Source organism: Streptomyces sp. NPDC021224, from assembly GCF_044332905.1.
In the GTDB taxonomy this organism is placed as follows: Bacteria; Actinomycetota; Actinomycetes; order Streptomycetales; family Streptomycetaceae; genus Actinacidiphila.
Map to the genome: position 1 here is coordinate 95,503 of NZ_JBIRPW010000021.1, position 24,128 is coordinate 119,630.

General features: G+C 74.3%; 20 protein-coding genes. 11 read left to right on the top strand and 9 right to left on the bottom strand.

Annotated elements, in window-relative coordinates; genetic code table 11:
• Window positions 1-44: 44 nt before the first annotated feature.
• From ACH4PY_RS33545 to fabF, 5 genes are all read left to right on the top strand, one after another.
• Entirely contained in the window at window positions 45-1,250 is a 1,206-nt protein-coding gene (locus ACH4PY_RS33545) for a PucR family transcriptional regulator (protein WP_398191878.1), read from the top strand.
• An 89-nt stretch (window positions 1,251-1,339) separates the two neighbouring features.
• Window positions 1,340-2,296 carry an ACP S-malonyltransferase gene (locus ACH4PY_RS33550; RefSeq protein ID WP_398191881.1) on the top strand — a complete coding sequence of 319 codons (957 nt, stop codon included), beginning with the start codon at window positions 1,340-1,342 and terminating at the stop codon, window positions 2,294-2,296.
• On the top strand, window positions 2,293-3,330 hold the full coding sequence (locus ACH4PY_RS33555) for a ketoacyl-ACP synthase III (protein ID WP_398191884.1): 1,038 nt from the start codon (window positions 2,293-2,295) through the stop codon (window positions 3,328-3,330). Before ACH4PY_RS33550 ends, ACH4PY_RS33555 begins: the two co-directional genes overlap by 4 nt.
• Before the next feature lie 68 nt (window positions 3,331-3,398).
• On the top strand, window positions 3,399-3,647 hold the full coding sequence (locus tag ACH4PY_RS33560) for an acyl carrier protein (RefSeq protein ID WP_398191887.1): 249 nt from the start codon (window positions 3,399-3,401) through the stop codon (window positions 3,645-3,647).
• A gap of 103 nt (window positions 3,648-3,750) precedes the next feature.
• Entirely contained in the window at window positions 3,751-5,019 is a 1,269-nt protein-coding gene (gene fabF, locus ACH4PY_RS33565; protein WP_398191890.1) for a beta-ketoacyl-ACP synthase II, read from the top strand.
• Window positions 5,020-5,094: 75 nt separating this feature from the next.
• Here fabF and ACH4PY_RS33570 read toward each other — a convergent pair whose 3' ends face one another.
• Both ACH4PY_RS33570 and ACH4PY_RS33575 read right to left on the bottom strand, forming a co-directional pair.
• Window positions 5,095-5,970: an NAD(P)-dependent oxidoreductase gene (locus ACH4PY_RS33570; protein WP_398191893.1), complete on the bottom strand. Its 876-nt coding sequence runs from the start codon at window positions 5,968-5,970 to the stop codon at window positions 5,095-5,097.
• An 84-nt stretch (window positions 5,971-6,054) separates the two neighbouring features.
• Entirely contained in the window at window positions 6,055-6,549 is a 495-nt protein-coding gene (locus ACH4PY_RS33575) for a DUF3145 domain-containing protein (protein ID WP_398191896.1), read from the bottom strand.
• Window positions 6,550-6,810: 261 nt separating this feature from the next.
• Between ACH4PY_RS33575 and ACH4PY_RS33580 the strand changes: the two genes are divergently transcribed.
• Window positions 6,811-7,710 (top strand): SGNH/GDSL hydrolase family protein, encoded by a 900-nt coding sequence (locus tag ACH4PY_RS33580; protein WP_398191900.1) that lies wholly within the window; start codon window positions 6,811-6,813, stop codon window positions 7,708-7,710.
• A gap of 274 nt (window positions 7,711-7,984) precedes the next feature.
• Here ACH4PY_RS33580 and ACH4PY_RS33585 read toward each other — a convergent pair whose 3' ends face one another.
• Window positions 7,985-10,465, bottom strand: coding sequence for a glycoside hydrolase family 3 protein (locus tag ACH4PY_RS33585; protein ID WP_398191903.1), 2,481 nt, complete (start codon window positions 10,463-10,465; stop codon window positions 7,985-7,987).
• Between the two features lie 84 nt (window positions 10,466-10,549).
• Between ACH4PY_RS33585 and ACH4PY_RS33590 the strand changes: the two genes are divergently transcribed.
• The 4 genes from ACH4PY_RS33590 to ACH4PY_RS33605 all read left to right on the top strand — a co-directional run bounded on the left by ACH4PY_RS33590 (window position 10,550) and on the right by ACH4PY_RS33605 (window position 13,415).
• On the top strand, window positions 10,550-11,122 hold the full coding sequence (locus ACH4PY_RS33590) for a TetR family transcriptional regulator (RefSeq protein ID WP_398191906.1): 573 nt from the start codon (window positions 10,550-10,552) through the stop codon (window positions 11,120-11,122).
• 454 nt (window positions 11,123-11,576) lie between these two features.
• Window positions 11,577-11,750 carry a hypothetical protein gene (locus ACH4PY_RS33595; protein WP_398191909.1) on the top strand — a complete coding sequence of 58 codons (174 nt, stop codon included), beginning with the start codon at window positions 11,577-11,579 and terminating at the stop codon, window positions 11,748-11,750.
• Between the two features lie 15 nt (window positions 11,751-11,765).
• A complete protein-coding gene (locus tag ACH4PY_RS33600) occupies window positions 11,766-11,948 on the top strand; it encodes a hypothetical protein (RefSeq protein WP_398191912.1) in 183 nt (60 codons plus the stop codon).
• Window positions 11,949-12,461: 513 nt separating this feature from the next.
• Complete coding sequence (locus ACH4PY_RS33605; RefSeq protein WP_398191915.1) at window positions 12,462-13,415, top strand: zinc-binding dehydrogenase; 954 nt, start codon at window positions 12,462-12,464, stop codon at window positions 13,413-13,415.
• 36 nt (window positions 13,416-13,451) lie between these two features.
• On the opposite strand, the gene ACH4PY_RS33610 is transcribed toward ACH4PY_RS33605, so the two are convergent.
• The 4 genes from ACH4PY_RS33610 to ACH4PY_RS33625 all read right to left on the bottom strand — a co-directional run bounded on the left by ACH4PY_RS33610 (window position 13,452) and on the right by ACH4PY_RS33625 (window position 21,908).
• The gene (locus ACH4PY_RS33610) at window positions 13,452-15,812 is read right to left on the bottom strand and encodes an extracellular solute-binding protein (RefSeq protein WP_398191919.1); all 2,361 of its coding nucleotides are present in this window, start codon (window positions 15,810-15,812) and stop codon (window positions 13,452-13,454) included.
• Window positions 15,809-17,281: a VWA domain-containing protein gene (locus ACH4PY_RS33615; protein WP_398191922.1), complete on the bottom strand. Its 1,473-nt coding sequence runs from the start codon at window positions 17,279-17,281 to the stop codon at window positions 15,809-15,811. The genes ACH4PY_RS33610 and ACH4PY_RS33615 overlap by 4 nt, the downstream gene beginning before the upstream one ends.
• Before the next feature lie 74 nt (window positions 17,282-17,355).
• Window positions 17,356-19,800 (bottom strand): tetratricopeptide repeat protein, encoded by a 2,445-nt coding sequence (locus tag ACH4PY_RS33620; RefSeq protein ID WP_398191925.1) that lies wholly within the window; start codon window positions 19,798-19,800, stop codon window positions 17,356-17,358.
• The gene (locus ACH4PY_RS33625; protein WP_398191928.1) at window positions 19,797-21,908 is read right to left on the bottom strand and encodes a serine protease; all 2,112 of its coding nucleotides are present in this window, start codon (window positions 21,906-21,908) and stop codon (window positions 19,797-19,799) included. Before ACH4PY_RS33625 ends, ACH4PY_RS33620 begins: the two co-directional genes overlap by 4 nt.
• Window positions 21,909-22,250: 342 nt before the next feature.
• On the opposite strand from ACH4PY_RS33625, the gene ACH4PY_RS33630 reads away from it, so the two are divergent.
• Window positions 22,251-22,697, top strand: a complete 447-nt coding sequence (locus ACH4PY_RS33630) for a hypothetical protein (protein ID WP_398191931.1) — start codon at window positions 22,251-22,253, stop codon at window positions 22,695-22,697.
• A gap of 57 nt (window positions 22,698-22,754) precedes the next feature.
• Here the strand turns inward: ACH4PY_RS33630 and ACH4PY_RS33635 are convergent, their stop codons facing one another.
• Together ACH4PY_RS33635 and ACH4PY_RS33640 are read right to left on the bottom strand one after the other, a co-directional pair.
• Entirely contained in the window at window positions 22,755-23,240 is a 486-nt protein-coding gene (locus ACH4PY_RS33635; RefSeq protein ID WP_398191934.1) for a hypothetical protein, read from the bottom strand.
• On the bottom strand, window positions 23,241-24,128 hold an 888-nt coding region (locus ACH4PY_RS33640; RefSeq protein ID WP_398191937.1), incomplete at its 5' end, for a hypothetical protein.

Here is a 24,128-nt window from a genome sequence, read left to right on the forward strand (position 1 = left end):
CATCCGGCGAATGGCGGGAAATCGGACCCCATAGGCTTGGCCATGTGCCGCATGCCTCGCAGTCTCCGCAGCCCCCCGCCGAACCCGGTCGCGGGGAGCACTCCGCGACGCTGCGCCGGCTGGAGAAGTCGGCGGGGCGGCTGGCCGCCAACGCCATCGCGCGGATGGACGAGACGCTGCCGTGGTACCGCGCGATGCCGCCGGAGAACCGCTCCTGGATCGGCCTGGTCGCCCAGGCGGGCATCGCGGCCTTCACCGAGTGGTTCCGGCACCCGGAGGCGCCGCAGGCGATCAGCACGGACGTCTTCGGCACCGCGCCGCGCGAGCTGACCCGGGCGATCTCGCTGCGGCAGACCGTGGAGATGGTGCGGACCACGATCGAGGTCATGGAGGCCGCGATCGACGAGGTCGCGGCGCCCGGCGACGAGGCGGTGCTGCGCGAGGCGCTGCTGGTGTACGCGCGGGAGATCGCCTTCGCCACCGCGCAGGTCTACGCGCAGGCCGCGGAGGCGCGCGGCGCGTGGGACGCCCGGCTGGAGTCGCTGGTGGTCAACGCGGTGCTGTCGGGCGAGGCGGACGAGGGCGTGCTGTCCCGGGCCGCGGCGCTGGGCTGGAACTCGCCGGACAAGATCGTGGTGGTGCTGGGCACCGCGCCCAACGGGGACAGCGAGCTGACGGTGGAGGCGATCCGGCGGGCCTCGCGGCACGCGAAGCTCCAGGTGCTGACCGGGGTGCTGGGCGAGCGGCTGGTTGTGGTGGCGGGCGGCTCGGACGATCCGCTGCGGGTCGCGAAGGCGCTGATCGGGCCGTTCGCGCCGGGTCCTGTGGTGGCGGGCCCGGTGGTCGGCGACCTGCTGTCGGCGACCCGTTCGGCGCGGGCCGCGGCGGCGGGTCTGCGGGCCTGCCAGGCGTGGCCGGACGCGCCGCGGCCGGTGTCGTCGGACGATCTGCTGCCGGAGCGGGCGATGGCCGGCGACCGGACGGCCCGCGAGCAGTTGGTGGAGGAGATCTACAGGCCGCTCGAAGAGGCGGGTTCCGCGCTGCTGGAGACGCTGAGTGTCTATCTGGAGCAGGCGTCTTCACTGGAGGGGGCCGCGCGCATGCTGTTCGTGCACCCCAATACCGTTCGCTACCGGCTGCGACGTGTGACCGATGTCACCGGCTGGTCACCCTCCGATGTGCGCTCGGCGTTCACCCTGCGCATTGCCCTGATCCTCGGCCGGCTCTCCGAGAGCGAGCGGCCTCGCTAGGGGTTTGTTGGACACCCACAAATCACCTCACAGTTCTTGGTCCCTGTCCCCACGGGCGTCGGACCCCGTCGGCGAGAGAGAGTGTGAACGTGCTCGTACTCGTCGCTCCCGGCCAGGGCGCCCAGACGCCCGGCTTCCTCGCCCCATGGCTCGAACTGCCCGGCGCCGCCGACCGCCTCGCCGGGTGGTCCGCCGCGGCCGAACTCGACCTGGCCCGCTACGGCACCGAGGCCGACGCGGACGAGATCCGCGACACCAAGGTGGCGCAGCCGCTGCTGGTGGCCGCCGGTCTGCTGTCCGCGGACGCGCTCGGTGTCACCCCCGCCGTGCTCGCCGGACACAGTGTCGGCGAGATCACCGCGGCCGCGCTCGCCGGAGTGATCTCGGCGGACGACGCCATCGCCTTCACCGCCGCGCGCGGCCGGGCGATGGCCGAGGCCGCCGCGGTGACCGAGACCGGTATGTCCGCGGTCCTCGGCGGCGACCCCGACACCGTGCTGGCGCACCTCGACGCGCTCGGCCTGACCCCGGCGAACATCAACGGGGCCGGTCAGATCGTCGCCGCGGGCACCCTGGAGCAGCTCGCCGAGCTGTCCGCGAACCGCCCGGAGAAGGCGCGGGTCATCGCGCTCAAGGTGGCGGGCGCGTTCCACACCGCCCATATGGCCCCGGCCGTCGCCGCCCTGGAGACGCTCGCGCCGAAGTTGGCCGTAAACGACCCGTCCGTCCCCTATGTTTCCAACGCCGACGGGCAGACGGTGGACAGTGGCGCCGAGGTTGTCCGCCGGCTCGTGGTGCAGGTGTCCAACCCGGTGCGCTGGGATCTGTGCATGGAGACGTTTGTGGAGCGCGGCGTCACCGCGATCATCGAGGTCTCGCCCGGCGGCACCCTCGTCGGGCTGGCCAAGCGGGCGCTGCCCGGGGTGCGGACGCTGGCGCTGAAGACCCCCGAGGACCTGGAAGCGGCCCGCGAGCTGATCGCGGAGGACGCCGAAGCAGCGGCCGCATCCGAAGCACCTGCCGAACAGGAGCCGTTGCAGCGATGACAGCGAAGATCAGCCCCAGCAAGGGTTCCCCGTACGCGCGGATCCTCGGCGTGGGCGGCTACCGCCCGAGCCGGGTGGTGCCCAACGAGGTGATCCTGGAGCGCATCGACTCCAGCGACGAGTGGATCCGCTCGCGGTCCGGCATCGCCAGCCGGCACTGGGCGGGCCCGGAGGAGACCGTCGCGGAGATGTCGCTGGAGGCGGGCGGCAAGGCCATCGCCGACGCCGGGATCAGCGCCTCCGAGATCGACGCCGTCGTCGTCGCGACGGTGTCGCACTTCAAGCAGACCCCGGCCGTCGCGACCGACATCGCGCACCGCATCGGCGCGGGCAAGCCGGCCGCGTTCGACATCTCCGCGGGCTGCGCCGGCTTCACGTACGGCCTGACCCTCGCCAAGGGCATGGTCACCGACGGCACCGCAAAGTACGTGCTGGTGATCGGTGTGGAGCGGCTGAGCGACCTGACGGACCTGGAGGACCGGGCGACGGCCTTCCTGTTCGGCGACGGCGCGGGCGCGGTCATCGTGGGCCCCTCCCAGGTGCCGGCGATAGGTCCGACGGTGTGGGGCTCGGAGGGCGACAAGTCCGAGACCATCAAGCAGACCGTGTCGTGGGACGAGCACTTCCGCGGCGCCGAGGCGGCCGAACTGCCGGTGGACTCGTCCGGCAAGGTGAAGTTCCCCGCCATCACCCAGGAGGGCCAGGCGGTCTTCCGCTGGGCGGTCTTCGAGATGGCCAAGGTCGCCCAGGAGGCGCTGGACGCCGCCGGGGTCAGCGCCGACCAGCTGGACGCCTTCATCCCGCACCAGGCCAACATGCGCATCATCGACTCGATGATCAAGGCGCTCAAGCTGCCCGACCATGTCGCGGTCGCCCGCGACATCGAGACCACCGGCAACACCTCCGCCGCGTCCATCCCGCTCGCCATGGAGCGGCTGCTCGCCACCGGTGCGGCCAAGAGCGGTGACACCGCGCTGGTCATCGGCTTCGGGGCGGGTCTGGTGTACGCGGCGACTGTGGTTACTCTCCCCTAGTCACACCCCCGCGGCGCCGCAGTCCCGCGCCGTCGCTTTCGGTTACACATCAAGGAGCCCCGAAGACAATGGCCACCCAGGAAGAGATCGTCGAAGGTCTCGCCGAGATCGTGAACGAGATCGCCGGCATCCCCACCGAGGACGTCAAGCTCGACAAGTCCTTCACCGACGACCTGGACGTCGACTCGCTGTCCATGGTCGAGGTCGTCGTGGCGGCCGAGGAGCGGTTCGGTGTGAAGATCCCGGACGACGACGTCAAGAACCTCAAGACCGTCGGCGACGCGGCCGACTACATCCTCAAGGCCCAGCAGGCCTGACGCCCGTAACCGGGCCGAAACGATCCCTCGGCCTCGGCCCGGGGACCGGCAACCGGGACGACGCGCCTGTCGCCCGCCCTTCTAGAGTGGAGAGACAATTCCTGTGAGCCCGACCAATCGCACCGTGGTCGTCACCGGTATCGGAGCAACCACACCGCTGGGTGGCGACAGCGCGTCGACCTGGGAGGCGCTGCTGGCCGGACGGTCCGGCGTGCGCCTGCTCGAACAGGACTGGGCCGCCGAACTGCCGGTCCGCATCGCCGCCCAGATCGCGGTGGAACCCGCCGAGGTGCTGCCGCGGCCGCTGGCCCGCAAGCTGGACCGCAGCGCGCAGTTCGCGCTGATCGCCGCGCGCGAGGCATGGGCGGACGCGGGCTACACCGCGAAGGCCGGCGAGGACGAGAAGGTCGACCCGGACCGGCTCGGCGCGGTCATCGCCTCCGGCATCGGCGGTGTGACGACCCTCCTCGGGCAGTACGACGTGCTCAAGGAGCAGGGCGTCCGCAAGGTCTCCCCGCACACCGTGCCGATGCTGATGCCCAACAGCCCGGCCGCGAACGTCGGCATCGAGGTCAACGCGCGGGCCGGCGTGCACACTCCGGTCAGTGCGTGCGCCTCGGGCGCCGAGGCCATCGGCTACGCGGTGGAGATGATCCGCACCGGCCGCGCCGACGTGGTGGTGGCCGGCGGCACCGAGGCGGCGATCCACCCGCTGCCCATCGTCGCCTTCGGCAACATGATGGCGATGTCCAAGAACAACGACGACCCGCAGGGCGCCTCCCGCCCCTTCGACGCGGACCGCAACGGCTTCGTCATGGGCGAGGGCGCCGGCGTGATCGTGCTGGAGTCCGCGGACCACGCGCGAGCGCGCGGCGCCCGGGTGTACGCCGAGGTGATAGGGCAGGGGATCTCCGCCGACGCCCACCACATCACCCAGCCGGAGCCGAGCGGCCGCGGGATCGCGGCGGCCCTCCAGCACCTGCTGGACAACTCCGACCTCAAGCCGGCCGAGATCGTGCACGTCAACGCGCACGCCACGTCCACCCCGCAGGGCGACATCGCGGAGATCAAGGCGCTGCGCAGCGTCTTCGGCGACGACGTGGACCACATGGCGGTCTCCGCGACCAAGTCCATGACCGGCCACCTGCTGGGCGGCGCGGGCGGCATCGAGACCGTCGCCACCGTGCTGGCCATGCACCACCGGCTGGCCCCGCCGACCATCAACCTGGTCAGCAAGGACCCGGCGGCCGACGCGGACATCGTCTCCGGCGAGGCCCGCCCGCTGCCCGAGGGCACGATCGCGGCCCTCAACGACTCCTTCGGCTTCGGCGGCCACAACGTCGTCCTGGCCGTGCGGAGCTGGAACGGCTGACCTCCGCCGTACGAGCGCGCCGGGGACCCGGGGCGGGCCGCGTGCCCGCCCCGGGTCCCCCGTTTTTCCACCGCCCTACGCGTCCCAGCTCGCGAAGTAGCCCGCCGCCATGTCCTCGCCGCCGTGCCCCTGCGCGGCGGCCCGGCGGAAGCGGGCGGAACCGGCCGAGGCGACGTCCATCCGCACACCCGCCGCCTGCCCGGCCGCGACGATGAGGTCCAGGTCCTTGGCGGCGCCCTCGACCGTGAAGCTCGGGGTGAAGTCGCCGCCGAGGATGGCCGCGGCCTTCGTCCGCAGGTACGGCGAATCCATCGCGCCGCCCTCGATGGCCTCGAAGAAGCGGTCCGGGTCGACGTCCAGCGCCTTGGCCAGGGCGAGCGTCTCGCCGGTCGCGGCGGTCAGGGCCAGCACCCAGTTGTTGAGGACGAGCTTCAGCCGGCTGGCCGGGCCCTCCTCGGGCGCGCCGGACAGCCATACGGTCGTCCGCCCGATCGCGTCGAAGACCTTGTCGGCGACCGGCCGGGCGGCGTCGGGCCCGGCCGCGAGCACGGTGAGCTGCCCGGAATCGGCCACCGAGCGCGTACCGAGCACGGGCGCGTCGACGAAGAGCAGGTCGTGGGCGGCGGCCCGGGCGGCGAGCAGCGCCTGCGCCTCGGGCCCGACCGTACCCGTCTGCAGCCAGACGGCACCGGCGGGAAGGGCGGGCTCGGCGGCGGTCAGCACCTCCAGGGTGGCCGGGCCGTCCAGCAGCATCGTCAGCACGGCGTCGGCGCCGCGTACGGCGTCGGCGGGGGCGGTGACGACGTCGATGCCGTCGGCGGCGAGGGGCTTCGCCTTGGCGGTCGTACGGTTCCAGACCCGGACGTGATGGCCGGCCGCGGACAGGTTGCGGGCCATCCCGGCGCCCATCAGGCCGGTGCCGAGGACCGCGACGGTGAGGTTGTCGGACATGAGCGCAGGCTACGGTGCGGGACCGCTGCCGCGGCAGGGCCCGAACGGGTCACACCGCGCCGGGTGCGGGCCGTCCGGGTGACCTCAGACGACCTGGTGCAGCCAGCGGACCGGGGCGCCCTCACCCGCGTAGCGGAAGGGCTCCAGCTCGTCGTCCCACGGCTTGCCCAGCAGACGCGCCAGCTCCGCCTCCAGATCGGCCTCGCCCTTGCGGGCGCGCTGCATGGCCGCGCGCAGCCGGTCCTCGGGGATCAGGATGTCGCCGTGCATGCCGATGACGGCATGGAAGATGCCCAGCTCGGGCGTGGCGCTGTAGCGCTCGCCCTCCGAGCCCGCCGAAGGCTCCGCGGTGACCTCGAAACGCAGCAGGTGCCAGCCGCGCAGCGCGGACGCCAGCTTGGAGGCGGTGCCCGGTTCGCCCTGCCAGGAGAACTCGGCACGCCAGGTGCCGGGCGCGGCCGGCTGCCGGATCCAGTCCAGGCTCACGCGCACGCCGAGGACGCCCGCGACGGCCCATTCGACATGCGGGCAGAGCGCGCGCGGAGCGGCGTGCACGTACAGAACACCACGTGTCGTCACCGGTACCTCCAGTGTGGGACGAGGTTCGCCTTCCCCAGCGGCCTCGCCACCCGAACCGGCTGCTCCCGGGGCAACATCAGGCTTTATTCTGCACTATTCACGACAAACAGGACAACACCAGACGTGTGACGCCCGGTCATGCCGACCTCCCGTCATCTCACCCGGGTGTCAGGGAAAAAGCTACCTTGCGGCGTCTCCGAGAGCGTGACGTACGGTCGGGCTGGTAGCGGATGTCACCCACTCGTCGGAGGGAAGTCCCGTATGCGCGCGCTCCTGCGACACTCCCTGGCGCTCGTCGCCGGTGCCGCTCTGCTGGGCGGATGCTCCACGGGCGGGACGCCCGCCGCGACCAAGGGCCCCTCGGCCGGGTCGCCCTCCGCACACACCTCGCATTCCGCGCCCAGGCCCGCGCCCGCGGCCCCCGCGCACCCCTGGAACGTCCACCCGGCGTCCGTCGCCGCCCTCGGCGACTCCATCACCCGCGGCTTCGACGCGTGCAAGCCCCTGCTGGACTGCCCCGAGGTCTCCTGGGCGACCGGCTCGCGCGACACCGTCGGCAGCGTCGCCAGCCGCGTCACCACGGGCGGCAGCTGGAACCTCGCCCGCACCGGCGCCCGCGTCCGCGACCTCCCCGCCCAGGCGAAGGCCGCCGCCGCGCACAAACCGGCCATGGTCACGATCCTCATCGGCGCGAACGACGCGTGCCGCTCGACGACCGCGGCGATGACGTCCGTCGCCGACTTCCGCGCGGACTTCGCGAAGACGCTGAGCTACCTGCACCGCACGCTGCCCGCCACACAGGTGCTCGTCGCCTCCGTCCCCGACCTCCAGCACCTGTGGTCCGTGGGCCGCGGCAACCCCCTGGCCCAGCAGCTCTGGAAACTCGGCCTGTGCCCCACGATGCTGGACGACCCGGGCTCCGACACCGCCGCCGCCCGCTCGCGCCGGACGGCCGTCCGCGAGCGGGTCGTCGCCTACAACGCGGCGATGGGCGCGGTGTGCGCGCAGTACGTGCGCTGCCGGTACGACGGCGGGGCCGTCTTCCGCTACGCCTTCACCGCGGGCCAGCTCAGCACGTGGGACTGGTTCCACCCCAACCCCCAGGGCCAGCACGAGCTGGCCACCCTGCTGGCGGGGATCGCGTCACGACCGCCGCGGTGACGCACCGGGGTGCGCCTCGCACTGCCGCGCGCGACCGTCCGCCGGTGGGGGCTGAGCGCGCAGTTCTCCCCCAGGCTTCGCCCGGGAGGTGCCCCCACGGGCCCCTGGGGGTGCCCCATCCCGCAGGGTGAGCGTTTTTCAGGGGCGCGTGGGGGTACCTCCCAGGCGGAGCTCTGGGGGAGAACTGCGCGACCAGCCACGACGGCGGGGAAGGTCGCGACGCCCACCGCAAGGGGCACCCCGGTGCGCAAGGGGCACGCCGGCGGGTGCGGGGTCAGGCGAGGGCCACCGTCAGGGTGGAGGTTGAGAGGGTGAGGGGGGACGGGGGGAGCTCCCAGGTATGGGTGGTGGGGGACCAGGATTGCGCCGCCCTGCGGGGGAGCGGGATCGCCGTCACCACGACCTCGCCCGGCGCCGCCGTGACCACGGCGAAACCGGCGAGGGTGGTGACCGGGCCCTCCGGGGTGGTCCGGTGGAGGTAGAGCTGGACGACCTCCCGCCCGGGGCGGGCCCCGGTGTTCCGGATGCGGACGGTCACGGACGCCAGCAGCGCCGGATCCTGCGCGGGCAGCGCGATCAGCTCCTCGTACGCCCAGGACGTGTACCCGAGCCCGTGCCCGAAGGCGTACGCGGGGGCGGGCGCCCCGGCCCGCTGCCAGGCGCGGTATCCCACGGCCGGCCCCTCCTCGTACGCGAGGACGCCGTCGCGCGGCACGACCTGCGTGACGGGCGCGTCCGCGAGCCGCGCCGGCCAGGTCGTCGGCAGCCGTCCCCCGGGTTCCTCCGCGCCGAGCAGCACGTCCGCGAGGGCGGCCCCGCCCTCCTGCCCGGGGAACCAGCAGAGCAGGACCGCGGCGACGTCGGCACGCCACGGAAGCTCCACGGGCGCACCGGAGTTGACGACGACCACGGTCCGCGGGTTGGCCGCGGCGACCCGCGCGACCAGTTCGTCCTGCCGCCCCGGCAGCCGCAGGTCGCGCCGGTCGAAGCCCTCGGACTCGACGCGTTCGGTCGTGCCGACGACCACGACCGCGGTGTGCGCGGCCCGCGCCGCCTCCTCCGCCTCGGCGAGCAACGCCTCCCCGTCCTGCTCGGGTTCGGCGTGCAGCAGGCCGAACCCGACCGCCGGCAGCGGGAGTTCGTCCGGCTTGGGCGGCAGGTGCAGCAGGCTCACGTCGACCGGCTCGCCCGCGGTGAGCACGACGGTGCCGCGCTGTGTGGGGGTGCCGAAGAACGCCTCGAAGGGGTCGCCGTGCGGGTCGAACTGCGGGCCCTCGTACAGCACACGACCGCCGACGGTGAGGGCGAAGCCGCCCGTGCCGCGGGTCCCGAAGCGGTGCGGGCCGCTCACCCGCGGGGTGAAGGTGCCGCGGATCTCGACGGAGTGCAGCGTGTCGTAGTCGACGCCCGGCGGCATCTCGCCGAACCACTGCACCTGCCCGCCGGGCAGCGGCTCGGTGCCGAGTTCGCGCCCGTCCGCCGCGCGGGCGACAGCCCGCAGCGCGAACCCGCCCGCCGCGGGCGGCAGTTCCTCGGCGGGATCCGCGCCCATGGCGTACGTGAGCGGCGTCCCCTCGGGCAGTACCGCGCCCAACGCGTCGAGCAGCGACACCACATGCCCGGGAAAGACCTGCGCGGACCCGCCCCCGAGGATCCTCGGCTCCCGCGCGGCGGCCCCGAACACCGCGACCCCGCGCCGCAGTTCGTCCCCTTCGAGCGGCAGCACGGGCGTCTCCCCCACCGCCTCGTTGCGCAGCAGCACACACCCCCGGACGGCGATCTCCCGCGCCAGGGCGTCCCCGTCCACCGGTGCGGGCCGGTCGGCCTCGGGAACGGCGGCGGAGACGCCCGCCAGCAGCCCCGCCCGTGCGGCGAGCCGCAGCACCCGGCGGACGGCGGCGTCCACCAGCTCCTCCGGCACCTCGCCCGCCCGCACCGCGGCGGCCAGCGGCGGCCCGTAGACCGTACGCGGCCCGGGCATCGCGAGGTCGAGCCCGCCCCGGATCGCGGCCGCGGTGTCACGGGCGGCCAGCCAGTCCGAGACGACGACACCGTCGAAGCCCCATTCCCCCCGCAGCACGCCGTTGTTGAGCGCGGCGTGCTCCGTCATCGTCACGCCGTTCACCGCGTTGTACGCCGCCATGACGCCCCACGGCCGCGCGTCCGCCACGATCGCCTCGAAGGGCGCGAGGTACAGCTCGCGCAACGCGCCCTCCGGGATGCGGTTGTCGACGGTGAAACGGTCGGTCTCCGCCTCGTTCCCCACGAAGTGCTTGACGGTGACACCGACCCCGCCGTCCTGCACCCCCCGCACGTACCCGGTGCCGATCGCCCCCGTCAGCAGCGGGTCCTCGCTGTACGCCTCGAAGTGCCGCCCGCCCAGCGGGCTGCGGTGCAGATTGACCGTCGGCGCGAGCAGCACGTGCACGCCCTTGCGGCGCGCCTCCTGCGCCAGCAACCGGCCCGCCCGGCGCGCGAGTCCGGGATCCCACGACGCGGCCAGCGCGGTCGGGCTCGGCAGCGCCACGGAGGGGTCGTCCGCACTCCACCGCCGCCCCCGCACCCCCACCGGGCCGTCCGACATCACCAGCGAGCCGAGCCCCACCGCGGGCAGCGCGGGCAGCGACCACATGTCCTGCCCCGCCAGCAACCGCGCCTTGTCGTCCAGGCCGAGGGCACGCAGCGCCGCCTCCACGGCGGCTTCGCGCTCGGCGTCCCCCGCCGTACCGTCCAGGCCGTTCGAGTCCACCGTCATCGCTCCATGCTGGCCCCGCGGGGCCACCTTGCCTGCCGTACGGTAGGTATGGATACCGATCCGTGACCCGAGCGGGGGCAGCACGTGCCGAGGACCAGAAGCGACCGCGGGCAGCGCCGGGCGGAGATCATCCAGGCGGCCACCGAGGTCATCGCCGAACGCGGCTACCGCGGCGCCACGCTCGCGGCCGTCGCCGAACGCGTCGGCCTCACCCAACAGGGCCTCATGCACCACTTCCCCACGAAAGAGGCACTCCTCGTCGCCGTCCTCGACGCGCGCGACCAGTGGGACATGGCCTCCTCGGCGCTGCGCACGCAGGGCGCGTGGCCGCTCGACATCGTGGCCGAACTCGTCGAATACAACGCGACCCGCCCCGGGATCGTCCAGGCCTTCACCGTCCTCGTCGGCGACAGCGTCACCGACGGCCACCCCGCACAGGACCACTTCCGCGAGCGGTACGCCCGGGTCCGGGCGGGCGGTGCGGAGGCACTGCGTGCGGCTTACGGGGACCGGCTCCCCGGGGGACTCACGCCCGAGCGGGCCGCGACGCTGCTCATCGCCGCGATGGACGGCCTCCAGATCCAGTGGCTCCTCGACCCCGACTCCGTCGACATGCCCGCCGCCTTCCGCGACTTCCTCGCGCTCCTCACCCCGTAGCCCGCCCCAGACTGCCTCTCACGGTAGACGTCGCGACCGTCCCCCGGTGGGGGGCTTGTCGCGCAGTTCCCCGCGCCCCTAAAAACGGGTGCCCTCCCACGCACCGGCGCCCAGCGCCGTGGAAAACGGGTGCCCGCATCCCATAAACGCTCACCCCCGCCGGCAGGTAGCCGCTGAACCGGCCTGGAGGGGGACGGTGCGGGGTGCCCCCGCAGGAATGCGCTGGGAGTAGCTCACCAACCAGGTAGGAGGGCGAAGGCGCATTCCGAGGAGGTGCCCCGTGGCGGCACCCGACCCACCCAGCGGCGCGCCGCGTAAGGGGCGCGTGGGGGTACCTCCCAGGCGAAGCTCTGGGGGAGAACTGCGCGCTCAGCCCCCACAAAGGGAAGGGCGCACACCGCACCGCACCACGCAGAACGGAGCGCCCCCCTAGTCACACCACCAAAGCACCTGCTTGCACGTCGGCGACGCCGACGGCGACGACGGGACCGTGGACGGCGGCGGCGCCGTCGTCGGCGGGGCCGTGGTGCGGGTGGGGCGCGGGGTCACGGGCACCGTGGGGCGGGAGGCCGTCGCCGTCGGGGAGGTCGTCGAGGGCGACGCGCTCGTGCTCGGCGGCCGGGAGTGACGCGGCGCGGACACCGTGGGCGCGGACACCGCCGCGGACGGCGACTCCGACGCGTCGGGCGCGCTCGTGCCGGGGGACGGCGACGTCCCGTCGGGTACGTCCGGGGCCGACGGCGCCGGCGCCGCCCCGCCCCCGGACAGCGCCGCCATGGACAGCATCGCGAGCGCGCCGGCGACGGCGACCGCCCCGACGCCGTAGACGGCGGCCCGCTGCTGCCGGTCGCGGCTGCGCCGCCGTTTGCGGATGCGGGCCCGGTTGCGGGCGGCGGCCCGCCCGCCGCCGGGCCGGGCGGAGGAGGGCAGCGCCTCGTCGTCCGCGGGGACGAGCGGGAGTTGTGCCGTCTCCCCGACCTGCGGGAGCTGCAGTTGGTCCGCCGGCGTACCGCACCCCGGGCAGGAGTATGCGCCGTTGAGGTGGCGGCGGCACGCGTAGCAGTAATCCATGGCGCATGGACCCTATGGGACGGGTGTGGCGTGACGAAACCCCCGGGGCCCGCTTGCCCCGGCTTTGCCGGGAAGGTCCCACCGGTCCCACCGCTGGCGAATCGTCGCAGGTGAGACAGCTTCCGTGGAGTGTCCCGTTCGCGACAGACCGCCGCTGATGTTCCTTGCCGGGGCCGCGCGGGCGCGGTGAGACTCGGTGCCGGACGGGCCGTCCGGGGCGGGACACGGTGTCGCGCCCGGCGTGTGCGGCCCGGGTGAGGGGCAGGCGATGCGTGCGGTGCAGGTAAGGGAGTTCGGGCCGCCGGAGGTGCTGCGGGTGGTAGACGTGGACGATCCGCGGCCGGCGGCCGGTGAGGTCGTGGTGGCGGTGGAGGCGGCGGGGGTGATCTACGGGGACGTCATCGTGCGGTCGGGCGGCTACCCGTTCCCGTTGCCGTACGTGCCGGGTCTGGAGGTGGGCGGGCGGGTCGTGGCGGTGGGACCGGACGGGGACGCCGGGTTGCTGGGGCGCCGGGTCGTCGCGACGACGCCGGGCTCGCAGGGCGGTTACGCGGAGCTGGCGCGGGCGGCGGTGGCCGATGTGCACGTGCTGCCGGAGGAGTTGGAGCTGCACCGCGCGGTGGCCGTCTTCCAGGCGGGCGCGCTCGCGGCGGGGCTGCTGGCGGCGATGCGGGTCGAGAAGGGCGACACGGTACTGGTCACGGCGGCGGCCGGGCGGGTCGGGTCGCTGCTGGTGCAGCTCGCGAAGGCGGCGGGCGCGACGGTGGTGGGGGCGGCGTCCGGGGCGCGGAAGGTGCGGGCCGCCGGGGAGTTCGGCGCGGACCGGGTCGTGGACTGGGCGGAGGAGGGCTGGGCCGAGCGGGCCGGGGCGACCGACGTGGTGCTGGACGCGGCGGGCGGCGAGCTGGCCGCGCAGGCGATGAGCACCCTGCGCAAGGGCAGCGGCCGCTTCGGCACGTACGGTTTCACGTCGGGTTCGTGGGTGCGGCTCGACGCGTACGAGCTGGGTGTGCGCGGCCTGACGGTGGTCGCGGCGGCGGGCATCGCCTTCGCCCGCCCGGCGGCGGAGCAGTACGCGGCGGCGTCCCGCGCGCTGGCGGAGGCGGCGGCGGGCCGGCTGACGCCCCGGATCCACGCGGTGCGCCCGCTGTCCGAGGCACCCGCGGCCCACGCGGAGCTGGCGTCCCGCGCGACGGTGGGCGCGACGCTGCTGGTCCCCTGAGGGCCCGCCCATGACGGCCCCCGCCGCACCACGCGCTCAGCCCGGCGTGCACACGTCGGTGAGCCCCGTCTCCCCGTCCTGGTCGCGGGTCCTCTGCAGGGCCGTCAACTGGTCCTCCAGGGTTCCCGGGTCGGCCAGGTAGCGCAGGACGGCCAGCGCGAAGGCGTCGCGCTCGGCGGTGGGCATCGCGTCGGAGGCGTCGTAGCAGTGGACGGCCTCGGGGTCGCGCAGGGCCTTGGTGATGCTCTCGGTGAGCGGGTCGGCCGGGGTGTCGGACAGGACGGAGCCGCGGACGGAGAAGCCGGACTGCGTGCTGGCCCAGGCCCGTTGGGCGCGGTCGGAGGCGAGGTAGCTGATGAGCTGGTGGGCCTGCGGGGTGTCGTGCAGGACGGCCGCGAGGTCGCCGGAGACCTCCCAGCGGGCCGGGCCGCCCCGGGCGCCGGGGATGAGCTGGGCGGAGTGGATGAAGGAGGCCGGCGTCCCGGCCCAGCCCACGTCGCCGCGCGCGAAGGAGGACTGGTGCTCCAGCTCGCACGTGGGCCCCGGACCGGCGACGCCCTTCGCGGCCTGCCCGAAGGGCGTGGTCAGGGCGTGCCGGGCGGCGGCCTGGCCGCCGGGCCGGACGAGGTCGTACCAGGTCGTCCAGGCGTCCTTGACGTGGGAGTCGGTCCACGGCAGCGTGCCGGCCGCCCACTGCTCGTAGACGTCCTTGCCGCTGCGCTGCAGCAGGATGTCCTCGATCCAGTCCGAGCCGGGCCAGCCGGACGTGGCCCCGTCGGCGAGGCCGAGGCACCAGTTGGCGGGCTTGCGCGCGGCGGCGGTGATGCCGTCCTGCCGCGCCGACGGGTACCACACCATGCTCTTGAGGTCGGTCTTGATGGGGACCCAGTAGAAGTGGCCGTCGACCTTCGGCACCCAGGTCGGGGCGAAGCCTGCGGGGCGCACGATGTCGTCGAGGGGGGTGAGCCGCCCGCTCTCGGCGTATCCGGCGAGTTCGCCGGGTCCGGGCAGCACGGCGACGTCGGGCGGGGTGCCCGCTTCCACCTCGGCGGCGAGGACGGCGCTCTCGGCGGAGCTGCCCTCGTAGTCCACGCGGATGCGGTACCGCTTCTGGAAGTCGTCGATGACGTTGTCCTTGAACTGCTGCTCCTGCGTGCCGGTCCAGTTGGCGAGCAGGGTCACCGAGCCTTTCCAGCCGGTGGCCTGCACGGCGACGACGCCGAGCGCGGCGAGCAGCGCGAGGCTCACCGCGACGGCCCCGAGGGTGCGCGGGCGCGGCAGGCGCCAGGCGGTGACGCGGACGCGGTATTCGTTGATGCGCGGTTGCAGCGCCAGCAGGACGAGCGCGGCGAGGACGAGCCCGCCGACCGCGATCCAGTCCGCGGCGGCGGCGCGGAAGCCGGTCCCGGCGAGGCGCGCGGAGGCGTGCGCCCCGGTGCTGGCGATGCCGTCGCCCGTCAGGGTGGGGGCCAGCGCCTGCTGCGCGTCGCGCAGCGCGGCGTGGGTGAGGACGGTGAAGGCGACGAGCGTGGCCAGGCCGCCCGCGAGCAGCAGGCGGGCGGCGATCAGCGGGACGTTCCAGCGCCGCCGGAAGCGCGCGCTGCTGAACCGCGCCGCCTCGCCGAGCAGCACCAGCAGCGCGAGCGCGAGCAGGACGGCCAGGCTCCAGCCCGCCCACAGCAGCGGCCCGAAGCGGCTGTGGTGGCGCGCCTTGTCCTGCTGCCCGGCCTGGAGGTCGCGCAGCCGGCCGAGGATGGTGGCGTCGGCGGCGGTGCCGGTGTCGTCGAGCATGGACTTCGCGTAGGAGATGTACGCCTGGTGCAGCAGGGAGCCGGGCGGCAGGGCGTTGGCGTCCTCGATCCAGCCGGAGTAGGTGGTGATCAGGCCGGTGACGGTCTGGATGGACAGCCGCCCCTGCGCCCCGGTCACGTCGGCGGCCGCGGCCCGCGCGAGGCTCTGGTGGGCGACCGAGACACGGGTGTGGAAGGTGGTGCTGCTGCCTGCGCCGGTACCGGGGGCGCTCTCCCCCGGGTGAGCCGTGGCGTAGTCCTCGGCGGTGTCGATGTCCTTCTGGGCCTGCCGGAGCGCGTCCATCGCGGTGTCGACGGCGAGGATGCCGGGCACGTCGGCGGTACGCAGCGGGCGGGCGTCGGCGTGCACGCCCTGGAAGGCCGCGAACAGCGCGACGGTCGTGAGCAGGACGAGGGCGAGCAGCGCGAGACGGCGCCGGGTCAGCTCGCGCAGCGTCCCGCCGGACCCCGGCCCCGGCCCCGGCCCGGACCCCGACCCGGACTCAGGCTCTCCCGGGCCGCCCGCGTCGGACGGGGTCGTGCGGCGGCCCCCGCGGCGTATCCCGGTCGGGGTGTCGGGCCCGGTCGGGGTGTCGGGCCCGCTCATGACGAAGCCCCCATCGTGCCGCCGCAGTTGCCGCAGTAGCGGGAGCGGGCGGGGTAGCGGTGGCGGCACCGCGGGCAGGGGACCAGTTCGCCGCCCTGCCGGGGCGGCCCGGCGGGCGCGGAGCCGTCCGGGCCGTGGGTGGTGTGGCTGCTGGCGGTCATCAGGTGCTGGAAGTCGACCGGATCGACATGGGAGCGCAGGGTGACGCGCCCGGTGTCCTCGTCGTGGATCTCGACGAGCCGGGCCAGTTCGGCCAGCAGCCGCCGGGCGCCCGCCTGGTGGGCGAGGGCGACGGCCCGGCCGAGCAGCGCCTCGGCCCGGTCGTGCTGCCCGCGGGCGTGGGCGTCGGTCGCGTCGGCGACCGCGGTGCCCAGCTCCTCCCACACCTGGGCGTGCGCCACCTGCCCGTCGGTGAGGCCGGAGAGGGCCGGGTCGTCCGTCCAGTGCACGACGAGCGGCTGCGGCGCGGGCGGTGCGACACCGGATCCGGCGGGGAGGCGTACGGCGACCTCGGCAGCGAGCAGGTCCTGGTCGCGCAGCTCGCCCTCGGGGTCGGCGGTGAGGCAGATGTGGAAGCGGCGCAGCTCCTCGCCCCAGGCCCGCGTGACATACGTGCCGGGCTCGTCCGGTTCGGGCGTCATGGGCTTCTCGTGCGGGAACGTCTGCTTGACGTACCGCAGTTCGGCCCCGGGCGCCAACGCTCCCACGGTGACGGTCAGTTCGGGGACGGTCTTGGCCAGCAGGGCGCGCATCAGCGTCCGGTACCGCTCGGCGAGGTCGGACTCGACGCGTACGGCGTCGGCGCTGCCGTGCAGGGCGGCGGCCACGTCGAGCAGCAGCCGGGCGTCCCAGTCGGTGCCGATGCCCCAGGCGTGGCACACGAACTGCCCCGCGCAGTCGTCCAGTACGCCCGCCAGCGGCAGGAAGTGGCCGTGCTCGTCGCGCCCGTCGGTGAGCAGCAGGGTGTGCCGGATCGGCGCGGTCTGGGCGGCCAGTTCGCGGCGGGCCAGGTCCAGCCAGCGGCCCAGGCACGTACCGCCCGCGGCGACGAGTTCGTGCACGGCGGCGGTCGCCGCGGCCCGGGTGAGGTCGTCGGCGAGTGCCATGGCGCCGCCGGGCGGGTAGGCGGGCGCGGCCTCGTGGGTGCCCGCCACGACCGTGAACGGTGTGCCGTCGGGCAGGAGTTGGAGCGCGGCGACGGCGGCCTTCTTGGCCTCGCGGAACTTCTCCGGGGGCCGGTCCATCGAGCTGGAGCAGTCGACGACGAGGACCTCGGCGAGCGCGGGCCCGGGGACGGCGCCCGCGGCCCCGCCGACCCGGACCGTCACGACGGCGTGCAGCTCCTGGACGCCACCGCCCGCGGGCAGGTACTTCTGCTGGCTGACGGCCAGGTCGACGGTGATCGCCGGGGCTTCCGCATTCTCGGCGCTCTCCGGCCTGTCGGGGTGCGCGGGGTTCGTGGTGTCCACTGTCGCTGTGACTCCTCACCGCTGAGCGGCTGCAACCGCGGGGGCTGCGGGGTTCGTTACGGGCGGGCGCGTGGTCAGACGAGGCTCTCGGGGCGTATGGCGTAGGCGCGGTCGAGCAGTTCGGCGCGCAGGGCGGGCGGGGCCTGGGCCGCGAGGGCGCGCAGCGACCCGTACAGCAGCCCGGCGAGCACGGCGAGGCTGTCGGTGCCCGCGAAGAGTTCGCCGGGCGGCAGGGGGGCGAAGTCGGGACCGTCCGGGCGGCGGCCGAGCGCGTACCGCCACAGTGCGGGGCGGTCCGGGGGGCGGCGTCCGGCGAGGACGTTCTCGCGGATCTCGGCGACGAGCCGTTCGCGCGCGTCGTCGTGCGGCAGCCGGGCGAGGCGTTCACCGGCCCGCCGCAGGTCGTCCGCGGTGGGCGCCCTGCCGTCGAGGCGGCCCGCCAGGACGCGCAGGGCGGCGACGCGGGCGGCGTCGTAGGTGCGGGACGTCGTCGGCACCTGGTCGAGGTGGCGGACCGCGCCCGCCCGGTCGCCGTGCCGCAGCCGCAGCCGCGCCAGCCCGAACGCGGCGCTCGCCTGCGAGCGGTCGCGTTCCCACACGGCCTCGTAGTAGGCGGTGCTCTCCGCCTCCGCGCGTGCCTCGGCCTCCGCGGCGACGGCCCGTTCGGCGTCCGACGCGGGCGGCGGCACGTCCGGGCCCGGCCGCCCACGCAGGTGTTCCGCGCAGTAGCCGAGGGCCAGTTTGGGCGCCCACTCCCCCGGTACGGCCGCGTAGACGGCCGCGAACTCCCCCTCCGCCTTGCGGACCTCGCCGCGCGTCAGGTGCAGCAGCCCGCGGTGCCACGGCGGCCGCCAGTCGTAGCCCGCGGCTCCCGGCCCGAGCAGCCGCTCGGCCTCGGCGAGCCAGCGCTCGGCCTGCGCGGTGTCGGCGGGGTCGCGCAGCAGGTACGAGCGGCACAGCCACAGCGCCATCTCGACGGTGCGCAACTGCGGGTCCTCCCGGACCAGTTCGGCGGTGCGCTCGGGTGCGTCCCCGGCGAGGCCGCCGAGCAGCACCGATGCCGGGTCGGCCGGGTCGGCGATCGGTCCGGGCAGCGCGCGGGCGGTCTCCTGCGGGCTGGGCGGACCCGCCGCCAGGTCCGGCGGCGGGCCCCCCGCGGGACGGTCCGTCCAGTGGGTGAGCGCGGGCACGGTCCCGAGGTCCGCGCCGAACAGCAGCGCGGTCGGCTCGAAGCGGGTGGACCGCTCGGGGTAGCGCTCGCCGCGGCCGAGCGCCCGGTGCTCGCGCAGCACCTCCCACAGCTGGCGGGACATCTGCGCCGCCGAGGTGAAGCGGGCGGCGGGCTCGTCGTGCGTGGCGCGGCCGACGAGCCGGTCGAAGGAGCGCGCGGCGAGCCCGGCGGGCGGCGCGGCACGGCGGGCCAGCGCCTCCAGGGTGCGGCCGACCGTGAACAGGTCGGTGTCGACGAGGAAGCCGCGCGTGTCGCGCTCGCGCTTGTGCGGCGCGAACCACGGCGTGTAGACGAGCGCGCTGGTCCGGTCGTCGGCCCGGCGGACCGCGCCCAGGTCGATGACCTTGATCTCGCGGCCGTAGTGGATGACGTTCTCCGGCTTCATGTCGCAGTAGAGCAGCCCCTGGTCGTGCAGGTACTCCAGCGCACCGAGGATCTTGCAGCCGTAGGTGAGGACGTGGTCGAGCGCGAAGGGCTCCCCGAACAGCTCGGCCAGCTCCTCGGCGGAGGTGCGCAGCAACTGGTCGAGCGGTTTGCCCGCGACGTACTCCATGACGATGTAGTCCGCGGCCTCGTCGTGGCCGTCGGCGCGGTGCCGCGTGGAGCTGACGATCCGCACGATGTCGCGGTGGTGCAGGCTGGTGAGCGAGCGCATCTCCTCGACGGCCTTGCGGCGGGCCGCCGCGTCCGAGGTGTTGAGCAGCGCCTTGAGCACGACCCGCTGGTCCGGCAGCGCGACGTCCCGGGCGAGGTAGACCCATCCGGTGCCGCCGGGTGCGAGGTAGCCCAGCACCTCGTACTGCCCGGCGACCACGTCCCCCGGACCGAGCTGCGGCCGCAGGTCGTACGGGGTCCCGCAGTCGGGGCAGAAGCCGTGGTCGGGGGCGGGCCCGTCGTCGTACGCGACCCCGATCGTGCCCGGGCACTCCGGGGTGCCGCACGGCCGCCCGCCCTCGGGCCGCCGCGCGGTACGGCGGACGGCCTCCTCGTCCAGGGGCGGCGGGACGTTCGGGAGCTGCACGAGCCCGTCGCGGTCCAGCCCGCCGGTGCCGGGGGCGGGCCGGGGTCGCTCGGGGGTGTGCGCCGGGGGCTGCGCGGGAATGTGCGTGCGCGTCTGCGCGCGGGCTTGCGCCGGGGCGCCCGCGGGACGCGGGCTCGGGGCGGCGGGCGCGCTCGCGGCGCTGCGGCGGCAGCGGGCGCAGAAGCCGGTGGGCCCGACCGTGCCGGGGCAGTCGGGATACGGGCAGGGGCGGGCGGCTCCGGCGCCGGCCTCGGCGGTCGCGGTCACTGCGGCAGGCCCCCTCGGGGGTGCCCCGCACTTCCTCCGCCGGGCGGCGGGGTCGTCGGGGGCGGGGTGCTGGGTGGGGTCGGAGTTCGCGGCGCGGCTTGCGGCGGGGCTTGCGCGGGGGTTCGCGGTGGCGGGTCCCCGGGCCCGGCGGGTACGTCAGGGGGTCCGGTGGGTGGTGCCCCGGGCCCCGCGGGTACGTCAGGGGGTCCGGTGGGTGGTGCCCCGGGCCCGGCGGGCTCCGGGCCGGGCGGTACGGCCGGAGGTCCCGGCGGGCGGGGCGGCGGGACCGGGTGCGGGCCCGGACGTGCGCCCGGGACGTGCGGCGGCTGCGGTGGGCGGGGTGGGGTGCCGGGCGGGGTGCGGGGCTGCTCGGGCGGGCCCGGCGGTGGACCGTCCGCCGGGGGCAACTGACCGCTCTCCCGCGCCGGTTGGGGCTCCTCCGGTGGCGGACCGGGGACAGGGCCGTCGACGAAGGCGACGTACGCGCGGGTCGCCGCCTCCGACGCGGGGACGTCGCAGGGGCGTTCGTGCAGCAGCCGGTGGGCGGTGAGGTAGAGGTCGTCGGCCGCGAGGTCCTCGGTCCGGGCGGCCCCTTCCTCGTACACCCGGCGGTAGTTGACCAGGCGGCCGCGCAACTCGTTGCGCCGGTGCAGCAGTTCGGTCAGCGCCGTCACCGCGGGCGGGATGCGGTGCTCGGCGCGGGCGGCGACGCGTTCGTAGTGGCCCAGGTCCGGTGCCCGGTCCGGCGGGAGGGCGAAGGGGCCGCGTCCGGCGGTGAGTTCGGCGCGGGCGGCGATGACGTGGACCAGGGCGCGGACGGCCCGGTCGGCGAGGTCGGCGGTCTCCTCGGGCCCCTTCACACGTGCCATGAGCCCGTCCAGCTCGGGCGCGGCCGTCCCGCAGATCCGTGCGTAGCGCGCGGCGAGCTGCTGCCTGCGTTGCACGGCGGGGCGTACCAGCAGCTCCTCGCGGGCCCGCGCGAAGTGGTCCCCGGCGGTGCCGAAGGCGAGCAGCACCCGGCTGCCGCCCGCGACTAGCACGGCCAGCAGGTCGAGCAGCGAGGCGGGATCGGCGGCGGCGTCCACCCCGACGACGACCAGGGTGATCGTCACGCGGGCCGCCGCGATCCGCTGCGCGGGCGGCAGCTCGCGGTTCTGCCCGAGGCCCATCCGCAGGGCGATGCGCTCGGCGACCGAGGCGGTGTCGCTGCCCGCGACGTACAGCGCGAGGTCCAGGCCGCCCGCCGCGGGCACGGTCCCGGGCGCGTCGAGCGAGGCGCGGCGGGTCGAGAGGCTGGTGCGCAGTTCGCGGTCGGCCAGGGTGATCGCGCGGCGCAGTGTCGCCGCGCGGGCGGCGTCGTCCTCCGGCACGAGGCTGATCTTCACCTGCGGTGCGGCGCCGTCGCCGCGTACGGCCGCGTCACCGCGCAGCCAGCGGGCCAGCCGCTCCGCGAACGGCTGGTCGAGCGGCGCCGGACCGGCCCCGGACTCCTGGGCCCGCAGCTCCTCGTCGACGGCGGCCGGGCCGTCCGTCCAGTCGGCGACGTCCGGCAGGTGCTGGACGACTGTCTCGGCCGGGCTCATGAAGGAGTAGCCGCCGACGGGTTCCGAGGGACCGGCCAGCACCATGCCGACGACCTGCTCGGTGGCGAGGTCCACGACCCCGCCGCCGCTGAAGCCGGGCCGGGCGGCCTCCGCCGGGCTGGGCGGGCGCAGTTGCACCTGCCCGTCGCGCCCGCAGCCGCCGATGATCGTGGCGGGCAGCCACAGGCCGCCGTTGAAGTCGGCGGGGAAGCCGTACATCCGCACCTCGCGGCCGGGCGCGGACAGCCGGTGCAGCGTCGTGGCCTCGCCGGGCGGGCGCGGGCGGTCCAGCGCGAGCAGGGCGACGTCGCCGCTCGGGTCGCCGTCCGCGTCCCGCTCCTCCGGCCGGTAGGCGTCCCCGGCGACCCGGGCCGCGACGCGCGGCACGTGCGCGCCCCCGGCGCCGACGAACTCCGCGACGACCTCCTCGTCACGCCCCAGCACATGCGCGGCGGTCAGCACCCGGTCGGGGCTCAGCAGGATGCCGCTGCCCGCGATCTCCCCGTCGGCCCGGCGGATCCGCACGGCCCACGACGGTGTCGCCACGGCACTGGGCCGGGCAGCGCCGCCCCTGTCGGCGTCTCCCCCGCCTCCTCCGTCTCCCCCGTCGGCGACCATGCCGTGCACCCTACGCCTGACGTCACGTCATGTCGCGCCGAAAGCACGACAATTGACCCCTCACACCGCAGAACCGCCGCTGGGGCAGCCGTCGTGGAAGAGCCGTGCTCCGTCGGCCTGCGCGGACTTCCCTCCACCTGTCTTCTGACTGCGTGAAGTTGCCCCGCTGAACACGCCGTTCCGTCCCGGCCCGGTCACACCTGCGTCACAGCGCCCGCCCCGCATCCGCGGCTCCGCGAGGCTGGCCCGATGCGTACCCGAATCGCCGCCGCGGCCGTCGCAGCAGCCGCGCTCGTCACCCTCACCGCGTGCTCGTCCGACCACAAGGACGGCGGCACCGACGGCCGGTCCACCGCCTCGGCCACCACCCAGCCCGCGTCCCCCTCCGACTCCGACTCCCCCGCAGACTCCACCGCGGGCGACACGAGCGGCGCGGGCGTCCCCGCGAAGCCGGACCCGGCCACCCAGCAGCTGGTCATCGGCTCCCTCCAGCAAGTCGACCCCGCCCTCGCGGCCGACCCGGACCAGACGATCGCCTCCGCCCGCACCCAGTGCCAGGTCCTCGCGGGCCGCGGCGACGGCACCGGCCACCAGGCCGCCCAGCGCTTCAGCACCCCCGGCCATCCGCTGACCGACGCCCAGGGCATCGCGATCAACGCGGCCCTCAACGCCCTCCTCTGCGACCCGTCGTTCTGACCGCCTCCCCGCCCCACGGGAGGAGGCGGGGACGGCGCGGCGTCAGGAACCGCCCAGTCAGATCTCCTGTTCGGGAATCAAACCCGGGAAGGAAATACGCTGGGCTTCCAAGGCTCCCTGCATCGCCTTGAGTGCCATGTCGTCGAATCGGCCACCGAACCGCTCCACCTGCACCTCATCCGCGAGGAACTCACCCATGGACTCATGGAAAATAAATGCGAAGTGCCGTTTTTTGACCCAATTCACATCGGGAAATCTCGCCCTGTTCTTCTCCTGGAGCCGGTCGAACCAATCAGAGCCGAACACTTCCCAGAGCCCATAGGAACAGTCGCCGTACAGGTCGTCTCCGATCAGCGCCTCGTCGTTCGGGTAACCAAATTTAACTTGGGTGCATCCCAAGAATCGAACCAGGGCGGGTTCGTACTCACTGGTGGTGACGAGCACGCTGCACGAATACTCGTCCATAAGCAACATGCCACCACCAGTCGCGGCTACCTCGAAGCCGAGATCGAACTCGTCCAGCCGAACAGTTCCCACACGCATCTACCATTCCATCATTTCGGCCTCGGCCTCTACCTCTGCCTCTTCAGCAGCAATCATCGCACGCGCCTCCGCCTCGGCGATCGCCTCCGCCTCCGCCGTCTCAGCCATCGCCACCGACTGCTGTTCCGCGGCCAGCGCAGATTCGTTGCCGACGTCGTCGAACGAGACCGGATCACCGATAGCAGTTCTGTCGGACTGCGACGCAGTTATCGCGATACGGCGCGACGGCAACTTCTCACCCAGGACGGAGAGCTGGTTCAAGCGCTTGAGCTCGTTCTTCGTGGGTTCGCGATAAACGATGTTCGTCGGAACGCGCCCTGCCAGAACGATCGCAGTAACTCGCCTGTTGCTCAGCGCGATAGTCACACCGTCCCTCTCGAACGCCTCGACCTGAATGTCGTCGACGCTCACCTCGCCCGAGCGTATGGCGTCCGAGAGATCTGTAATGGTGTGATATTTCTGCCCGTTCACCACTACCGGGCTGCTGAAGTTCTCTCCCACGCGTGCCTGACCGAACGCCCACGTTCCGGCTGCGGCCGCGAACGCCTCCATCATCTGCTGGTGAGCCTTCGCCGCGGCTTCCTTGGCGTATTTGTCGTCGATCATGTAATGCGCGGGATTGGCCTTGTAGCGACTGTACTTGGTCCGACTGGCGCTGTCCTTCTGGACAGTCTGGTGCCACGTGTACGAGCCGTTCTTGTAGCTGTAGCCGGCCTTCATCCCCCGCTGTGCAGCCCAGGCGTTGTCGCTGCTGACGCCGCCGTCGGTGGGGCCGAGCGGAATCAGTCCCGTCGGGTCGGCTTGGCCGATGGGGTTGTCGCGGGTGTAGGTGTAGCCGTTGAGGAGTTGGTCGTCGGTGGCTTCGAAGAGGGGGTCGAGGCTGATGAA

Excerpts from the sequence above, each read along its gene's own strand:
- ACH4PY_RS33580 (WP_398191900.1), top strand. The coding sequence starts at position 6,811 with ATGCGCGCGCTCCTGCGACACTCCCTGGCGCTCGTCGCCGGTGCCGCT.
- ACH4PY_RS33610 (WP_398191919.1), bottom strand. The coding sequence starts at position 15,812 with ATGAGCGGGCCCGACACCCCGACCGGGCCCGACACCCCGACCGGGATA.
- ACH4PY_RS33570 (WP_398191893.1), bottom strand. The coding sequence starts at position 5,970 with ATGTCCGACAACCTCACCGTCGCGGTCCTCGGCACCGGCCTGATGGGC.
- ACH4PY_RS33635 (WP_398191934.1), bottom strand. The coding sequence starts at position 23,240 with ATGCGTGTGGGAACTGTTCGGCTGGACGAGTTCGATCTCGGCTTCGAG.
- ACH4PY_RS33630 (WP_398191931.1), top strand. The coding sequence starts at position 22,251 with ATGCGTACCCGAATCGCCGCCGCGGCCGTCGCAGCAGCCGCGCTCGTC.
- ACH4PY_RS33555 (WP_398191884.1), top strand. The coding sequence starts at position 2,293 with ATGACAGCGAAGATCAGCCCCAGCAAGGGTTCCCCGTACGCGCGGATC.
- ACH4PY_RS33560 (WP_398191887.1), top strand. The coding sequence starts at position 3,399 with ATGGCCACCCAGGAAGAGATCGTCGAAGGTCTCGCCGAGATCGTGAAC.
- ACH4PY_RS33585 (WP_398191903.1), bottom strand. The coding sequence starts at position 10,465 with ATGACGGTGGACTCGAACGGCCTGGACGGTACGGCGGGGGACGCCGAG.
- ACH4PY_RS33605 (WP_398191915.1), top strand. The coding sequence starts at position 12,462 with ATGCGTGCGGTGCAGGTAAGGGAGTTCGGGCCGCCGGAGGTGCTGCGG.